3 protein-coding genes, 1 rRNA gene and 1 pseudogene are annotated in these 2,870 nt (G+C 68.8%); 2 read left to right on the top strand and 3 right to left on the bottom strand.

Translation table 11 applies throughout. From position 1 onward, the window contains the following. Nucleotides 1-90: ribosomal RNA gene (gene rrf, locus AB4039_RS41860) — 5S ribosomal RNA — on the top strand; the annotation flags it as partial. Nucleotides 91-150: 60 nt separating this feature from the next. Here the strand turns inward: rrf and AB4039_RS41855 are convergent. Next, nucleotides 151-642 carry a hypothetical protein gene (locus tag AB4039_RS41855; protein WP_266840576.1) on the bottom strand — a complete coding sequence of 164 codons (492 nt, stop codon included), beginning with the start codon at nt 640-642 and terminating at the stop codon, nt 151-153. A 138-nt stretch (nt 643-780) separates the two neighbouring features. Between AB4039_RS41855 and AB4039_RS41850 the strand changes: the two genes are divergently transcribed. After that, nucleotides 781-1,164 (top strand): hypothetical protein, encoded by a 384-nt coding sequence (locus AB4039_RS41850; protein WP_442273264.1) that lies wholly within the window; start codon nt 781-783, stop codon nt 1,162-1,164. Nucleotides 1,165-1,280: 116 nt separating this feature from the next. Here AB4039_RS41850 and AB4039_RS41845 read toward each other — a convergent pair whose 3' ends face one another. Both AB4039_RS41845 and AB4039_RS41840 read right to left on the bottom strand, forming a co-directional pair. Further along, nucleotides 1,281-1,790 carry a hypothetical protein gene (locus AB4039_RS41845; protein ID WP_442273263.1) on the bottom strand — a complete coding sequence of 170 codons (510 nt, stop codon included), beginning with the start codon at nt 1,788-1,790 and terminating at the stop codon, nt 1,281-1,283. Nucleotides 1,791-2,085: 295 nt separating this feature from the next. Next, nucleotides 2,086-2,298: pseudogene (locus tag AB4039_RS41840) on the bottom strand (AraC family transcriptional regulator); the annotation flags it as partial. Between the last annotated feature and the right edge of the window lie 572 nt (nt 2,299-2,870).

Raw genomic sequence — 2,870 nt, 5'->3', positions numbered from 1 at the left:
CCGGTTTACATTCCGAACCCGGAAGCTAAGCCTTTCAGCGCCGATGGTACTGCAGGGGGGACCCTGTGGGAGAGTAGGACGCCGCCGAACAATCATTGTGGGAAAGCCCCGCACCTTATGGTGCGGGGCTTTTCTGCGTTTACGGGCCGGTCAGCCAGTTCGCTCCAGGCCGGAGCTCACGGCATCGATCCCCATGTTCTGGAGACGGGCCCAACGGTCGAGCGACTCGCAGGCCCAGGCGGGGTCGTACGCTGCCGTGGGCAGCTGGGGTATGCGCTTGCGGCCGGTTTCGTCGAGGCGGTAGGGAACCTCGAAGGCCGTCTTCCACTCGTCCAGGACCGCAGCGAAGCGCTCTTCCGCTTCCGCAGGACCGATCCCCAGGTACTGGGCGATCTCCGCCCAGGAACTGCCCCGCTCTCGTTCGAAGACCACGGCCGAGGCCAGAGCACGCTCTGCGAGCTCGATGAGTTGGAATGCCTGGCTCACCCGACCCCCGGCAGCGGTGTCAGGGTCGTTCTCGGTGGCGACCAGGCCCGCGGCGCCGTCGGCGACGTCCACCGCGTGATCGCAGAGGACCAGGCGTGCCAGCGCCTGGCGGGTGAATCGGGCACGGTCGCCGTCGTAAGGGGTCGTCTCAGTCACCGTGAGAGCCTTGCAGGCCGTAGCCGCTGTGAGTAGCCGATTTCCACCGGGGACCGACCGCCGGCAGTTCGGGTGGGACCATCAGCCTGTCTCCGGTTGGGCAGGGGGCACCCAGGCCCGGGGAATCCGGAGAATCCCATGACCATGTCTCATCGCTGGCGTCTGCCCGGCTCTGCCTCTGAGGGCTACTCCGGTGCGGAAGCCCGGTCGCTGCTCGTACGCAGGCTGGACTGGGCGAGCCAGGAGACGTGGTTCGAGGATGGCCGGGGCCGCCTCCTGGCCGTGGTCACCAACGGCGAGCGCGCGATGGTCGTTCTGGTGGACGGAGAAGGCGATCCCGGGGAGCACCTGGTCGATCCGCGGGCCGAGGGCGTCTCGGGCGGATACCTGCTGTCGAACGGGCAGATCGACACGTACTCCGACAGGGAGACCGTCCCCTTCCCCGTGGCCTGCCGGGCCGTGGAGCACCTCATCGAGCACGACGCGTGGCCCTACGACGTTGTGGCGGATCGCTGTCCCTGAACCCGGGGACCAGGACGGCCCCGGTCAGCGGGAGGCCTCCGTGAGGCTGCCGGCGGAGGCCGGGTACGTGGCCGGGCGGGTTCGGCCATCTCTGGGCGGGGGAAAAAGGGTGTGCGTCATGCAGGGGAGCCAGGTGCGGAGGCCCGTCGTGTGCGGTCTTGCGCGGCGATGGCGTCGGAGACCTCCTGGATGGCGCCGCGAACCAGGTCACCGTAGGAGTCCTGAGGAAGGCGGGGGGTCAGCGCTTCGGCCGCCTCGATGTGCTCGGTGGCGGCTTCGAAGGAGCCGAGCCGGCGGTAGTCGTCGGCGAGGTTGAGGTGCAGGGAGGGGTAGAAGCCGGCGATGTGCAGACCGGCGTCGTGTTCCTGGGCGCGCCGCTCGGTCACCGCGTCGGCGGCGTCCAGGGCCCGGATGTTCCAGGCCAGGGCGTGGGCGGGGTCTTCGTAGAGGTCTGCGAGGTAGTGCGCGAGGGAGCAGCGGTGCAGGGGATCGCCGGTCACGCCGATCGTGGACCACAGGGCCAGGAGCTTCCGGCGGGCGGAGGGGATGTCACCGGCCCGGCCTTCGGCGACGGCCTGGCCGATGGCGTCCATGGTCGGGTCGGGGTCGGCGTGTGAGGTGGTCATGAGGTGTTCCTCGTCGTCCTGCTCGGGTGGGGGTGGGCGCCGATCGGCATGCCGGGCCGGTTCGGGAGCGATGGTTCGGGATCCGGCACCGCGCCATCCTTGGGCTTCGACCAACTCGAAGGTCAAAGCGGATGGGCAGCGTCGGCCGTGACGGAGATCGACGTTCGCCACAACGGCGACGGCCGTCGGTCGTCGGGCATGTCGAAACCCGGGAGGCGACGGCGCCGGGCCGCTCTTCGGTCAGGGGGCTCCTGCGGCGGGGTCAGCTACTCCGCATAGGCACGGGGAGCGAGCCGCCCGCCTCCGCGGCGAGTGTCGCGACGGTCCTGGGCGCTGCCGGATCCCGGTGGACTGCGTGGAGTGTGGCGGTGACGGCAGGGTCATCGAGTGCCGCTGCCCTGCCGGTGGTGCTGCCGAGGGCGGGCTGTTCGGTGAACCGGGTGCGCGGGATGTGCATCAGGAGGGTGTCCAGGAGGGCGGGGACGGCCGAGCCGGTGCCCAGGCGCGGGCCGAGGTGATCGCCACGGCTAGTGCCCGCAGCACCCGGGCGCCCACGGCGGCATGGAGCGGACCGCGTGATCGACTACGTCGCCGTGCTGGTCACGGCCGCGCTCGACAGCCCGGCCGGTGTCCTGCTCCATCTCGTTCAAGCTGAGCCCGCACGGTGCCACGATCGCCGTCACGGTGGTCGAGACGCCTCTCGCCATGCACCTGAAGGGCCGCTTCGTGAAGCGACCGTCGGTGCGGCGGCTGCCCGGCACGTGTGCAGACGAGGGCGCCCGCTACCCCTCGCCCGCCGTTTTGACACCTCACAGGCAGGGTTGTAGAGTTAAACGGTTGCCTCGAACCGGACAGGTTCGGCGACTCTCACCCAACAAGGCGTCAAACACCTGTCGGGTGCACTCGATTCTTTATTCGGAATCTGAAGCCGGGGAAATCCGGTGGAAAACTTCTGATAGAGTCGGAACCGCCGGAAAGGGAAAGCGCGAAAGCGCAGAACCTCGAAAGCGCCGAGGAAAATCGGACACGAAAGAGTCTGATAGAGTCGGAAACGCAAGAACACAGAACGAAAGCCCGGAG

It is taken from the genome of Streptomyces sp. M-16 (assembly GCF_052114405.1).
Classification (GTDB): domain Bacteria; phylum Actinomycetota; class Actinomycetes; order Streptomycetales; family Streptomycetaceae; genus Streptomyces.
The sequence above is the reverse complement of the archived record's forward strand: the minus strand, read 5'-3'. Positions and strand labels throughout refer to the sequence as shown.